Source organism: Pedobacter sp. 01T416_2 (assembly GCF_056398925.1).
The window spans coordinates 1-3,710 of record NZ_JBFTQI010000608.1; the positions used below are offsets into that span (position 1 = coordinate 1).

Sequence of the window (3,710 nt, forward strand, 5' to 3'; positions counted from 1 at the left end):
ATGTAATTTGTTCCTATCGCTGCTTTTACCCGACTTTGGTTCGGTGGTTTTTGAGAAATCGCGCTTGGCAACATACTTTTTCAGACTCATAATCAATATTTTACTTTTTTAAATAATCTTCAACTGCGCGGGCAGAGGTACCAACTGTTTGTACTACGGCTTTCAGCTTATCTTTGCTTACTCCGAATTTGTTAGACCAATAATCTAGTTCATAACCTTCGTTAATGTTGATCCTAGCCCGATCAGCACTACCGTTTTTTTGTTTATCATCCATAACTATTTTTTGATTAGACAGTTATAAAACAGCCGAATAATAAAAAAGGTTTTAACAGCCATTTTTTCAAACGGATATTAAAACCTTAAAAAAATAAAATTTAAAAGTTAATCTACTAGTGCTGTAACCCTCTCTGGTTCTGTTTCTTCTTCATAGACGAGTTTATCGTTTATAGCGATATTGATAACCCTCAACCATACCAAAAAATAAGGAAAACTAATGATGGATAATAATAAATGATGCGCTTTTGCAAAAGTTGGAAAAAGCAGCAAAGGGAAATTGCAGGTGATGAAAAGTAAAATTGGCAACAATACATTTTTTAGCACTTTATTATTTTCGTTTACATACCAAATGCCAACACCAGTTATCGAAATGATAAATGTACAATCTTCTGCTCCAGTACTAAACAGCACAGGAAACAACAATACGGAAGACAGAATCATCAGCTGGAATTTACTTTTCGAAAAATAAGTAATGTACAGAAAAGGCAACATAAACAATAGGTTGCCAAGTGTAAGAAAAACAAAATTTGATACTTTAGGAATATCAAATAGTTGCCTAAAGAAACCCATAATCGAAATATCTTCTCCACCTGAAACATTAATCATATTTTTCCCGATCAGTGAGTTTTTCCAATCGATATAACTTTGCGCAACAAAATGAGGAGAGGCCAACAACATTGGCAATAAGAATATGATGATAGACCACATGATTAACCATAACACAAAAACTGGCTTTTTCCTCGCAAAAAAGAAGAATACTAGCCCCACAATGCCATAAAGCTTAATAAATGTACCCAGCACAATACAAAGCGCAGACCATATCCCTCTACCTTTATTTATTTGCGTATAACTCAATATCATTAAGGCCGCGGCACCGGCATTAAACTGCTGGTTAAGCATCGATTCGATTAAACAGGGAATGGCAATATAACCGATAATCACCTTTTCATCTTCCGTTAGAGGTAAGGTTTGAACCGCTTTAAAGAGCAGGAAACAATTAAACAGGTTCCAAAAAAGTAAACCGATCCAATTATGCATTAATGCAAATGGAGCAATTAATAGACTAAAAATAGGACCATAATGATTGGCATCTTCGTGATAAGCCGGGTACCATGCATAAAGAGATTTTTGCTGAAGAAGATTCCTGAAGGTATTCTCAAAAATAAGGTAGTTATTATACCGGTGTGTTGCCCAAGAATCGATCACAAAAATAAGTGTAATCAATACCCAAAGAAATAATACAAAACGATTGTTCTGATAATATTTTGGGCAATGGGATAAACTTTTAGCGTTGGTTAGAAAATGATCTGGCATTGTAAAAATTACATTACAATACAATAATAAAAATGCTAACTGAGAATTCCTAATGTTTTGTAAGGAAAATGTTACTCTTTTTTGAGCTAAAATAACATTCATAAAAGAATAGACCTAAATCGATTTTTAAGACCAGTTTTGTAATCGGTTTAGGGCAATTAAAGGCTTTCGCCTCGTGATCATTAACAAAAAAGCCTTTGCGCAGCTATATTTGATTATCTATTGGCAAAACTCCAAAACCAAATCAGAATTATCGGTGTTTATATCACATATTAACTAACCAAAAACCAATAAAAAGATGGAATATCAAATTAATTCGATGAATGCCCGGAAAGAGTTTATTGAGATTGCAGATGAACAAGATCGCAATTACTGGGCAGCCAGATTAGGTGTTACAGGTGAAAAACTAAAATCGGTGGTTAAAGCCATCCAGAGTATGGAATTTTCTATTGTGAAAGAATATTTGACCATGGAAAAAATTAAATCCGGTAATGCTTATAAACGCTTTCTTAATCCTTCATAGGTTTAAAGATTAATTTTGGTTTGGTTTAATAAATGCCTGATACAAGCTGTTGATGGCTGCCCTACTGAAATCAGGGAAGCCATCGGTATAGGTAGCGTTTATACCATTTGTAATGATAACGAAGCCAAATTTGTCTTTCGGATTAAAAAACATGGTACTGAATAAACCATAAGCTGAACCGGTATGTCCTTTCAGTTTTACACCCGGGATAAGCTGATCTGCAGTCCTGATGGCCAAGCCATACCCTTCATCATCGGTCAAGGCAGTCTGCATCTTTTTCGCACTCTTTTTAGTGATTATCTTAATACCATTTGATGTGCCATAATTCATGTGCATAATCATATATTTAGCTAAATCACTAGCCGAAATTTTCATCCCACCTGTTGGCGAAAAAACAGGCGTACTATAACCCATTATGTAATTTGCAATTTCTGTTCTTCGTGGCGCATATGCTGTTGGCGACGGTGTATAAGTTTTCGTATCGGCATGATATTCGTATAAATTAACAAAACGCGTGCTATCTAAAGAGTCTACGCAATAACCTGCATAAAGCCCTAAGGGTTTAAGCACATGATTTTTTACATAGTTATCGAAACGCTCACCCGATTTTTTCTCGATGATGGTACCGATCAGGTTAAAATTAAGATTGCAATAATCGAATTTGCTTCCTGGGGCGTATTCATTATAACATTTGGCCCAGTTTGGATTTTTATCCGGATTGATTACATCCAGATTAAGATATCCCTGAGAATCGTTTAAACTTGAAGTATGTGATAAAGCCATTTTTAAGGTAATTCTCTGATCAGGAAATTTCGGATTCCTGATTTTAAAACCCACCAGATCGCCAAAATCATCATCTAAGGAAATTTTACCGGCCTCTACCAGTTGCATAATGGATGTTGCCGAAAAAGACTTCGAAATAGATGCAATTCTGAAAATATCCTGATCAGTTAAAGGCTTTTTATTTTCTATATCTTTTAGTCCAAAAGAGTGGGTATAAATAATCTTACCTTCTTTTACCACAGCCACAGCAGCACCAACCGCATTATATTTATCCATTACAGTTTTAAATTCTGCTTCGGCGTTAGCATTTTGAGCTTTTAATTGCTCAACTACACCAATTATTAAAAAGGTAGTACAAAAATATTTCAGGAATTTTAGTTTCATAAGCTTAGCGGATAAAACCTAAATATAAGGGATGGTGCAAAACAAAATCTGCGCGTAGTGAAAAATTTACTTGGCATCGTTTACTTCTAACCAATGCCCGTCGGGATCTTTGAAATAAATTTGTTTTACGCCATCTACACGCAAGGTAATTCCGCCTTTCTTTCCTGGCCAATCCTCGAAACTGATATTTTTAGCATTCAGCTTCTTTACAAATTCATCAACTGATGGAACACTGAAACACAAATGCCCGTTTTTATCAAAAACCTCATTTCCTTTTGCCCCCTGGATTAAATGCAACTGTCCGGCTGGCCCTAAAGTAAACCAGGTATGGCGGTTATCTTTAAAAGGTTCGGGAATGATTTTAAGGTTAAACACACTTTCGTAAAAAGTTGTTGCTACGCTTAGATCAGCTACATAAACAGCGATATGA

At 35.3% G+C, this 3,710-nt stretch carries 5 protein-coding genes; 1 reads left to right on the forward strand and 4 read right to left on the reverse strand.

Annotated elements, in window-relative coordinates; all coding sequences use genetic code 11:
• Nucleotides 1–100 precede the first annotated feature (100 nt).
• The gene (locus tag AC1DPQ_RS21120; protein WP_215127755.1) at nucleotides 101–274 is read right to left on the reverse strand and encodes a DUF3606 domain-containing protein; all 174 of its coding nucleotides are present in this window, start codon (nucleotides 272–274) and stop codon (nucleotides 101–103) included.
• A gap of 107 nt (nucleotides 275–381) precedes the next feature.
• Complete coding sequence (locus AC1DPQ_RS21125; RefSeq protein ID WP_477610777.1) at nucleotides 382–1,590, reverse strand: glycosyltransferase family 87 protein; 1,209 nt, start codon at nucleotides 1,588–1,590, stop codon at nucleotides 382–384.
• A gap of 298 nt (nucleotides 1,591–1,888) precedes the next feature.
• Here AC1DPQ_RS21125 and AC1DPQ_RS21130 point away from each other — a divergent pair, with 298 nt between their 5' ends.
• Nucleotides 1,889–2,113 (forward strand): DUF3606 domain-containing protein, encoded by a 225-nt coding sequence (locus tag AC1DPQ_RS21130; RefSeq protein WP_029280094.1) that lies wholly within the window; start codon nucleotides 1,889–1,891, stop codon nucleotides 2,111–2,113.
• A gap of 9 nt (nucleotides 2,114–2,122) precedes the next feature.
• On the opposite strand, the gene AC1DPQ_RS21135 is transcribed toward AC1DPQ_RS21130, so the two are convergent.
• Nucleotides 2,123–3,280, reverse strand: a complete 1,158-nt coding sequence (locus AC1DPQ_RS21135; protein ID WP_477610778.1) for a serine hydrolase domain-containing protein — start codon at nucleotides 3,278–3,280, stop codon at nucleotides 2,123–2,125.
• Nucleotides 3,281–3,346: 66 nt separating this feature from the next.
• Nucleotides 3,347–3,710 (reverse strand): VOC family protein (locus AC1DPQ_RS21140; RefSeq protein WP_477610779.1); only part of this gene is annotated, 364 nt, incomplete at its 5' end.

Excerpts from the sequence above, each read along its gene's own strand:
- AC1DPQ_RS21135 (WP_477610778.1), bottom strand. The coding sequence starts at position 3,280 with ATGAAACTAAAATTCCTGAAATATTTTTGTACTACCTTTTTAATAATT.
- AC1DPQ_RS21120 (WP_215127755.1), bottom strand. The coding sequence starts at position 274 with ATGGATGATAAACAAAAAAACGGTAGTGCTGATCGGGCTAGGATCAAC.
- AC1DPQ_RS21130 (WP_029280094.1), top strand. The coding sequence starts at position 1,889 with ATGGAATATCAAATTAATTCGATGAATGCCCGGAAAGAGTTTATTGAG.
- AC1DPQ_RS21125 (WP_477610777.1), bottom strand. The coding sequence starts at position 1,590 with ATGCCAGATCATTTTCTAACCAACGCTAAAAGTTTATCCCATTGCCCA.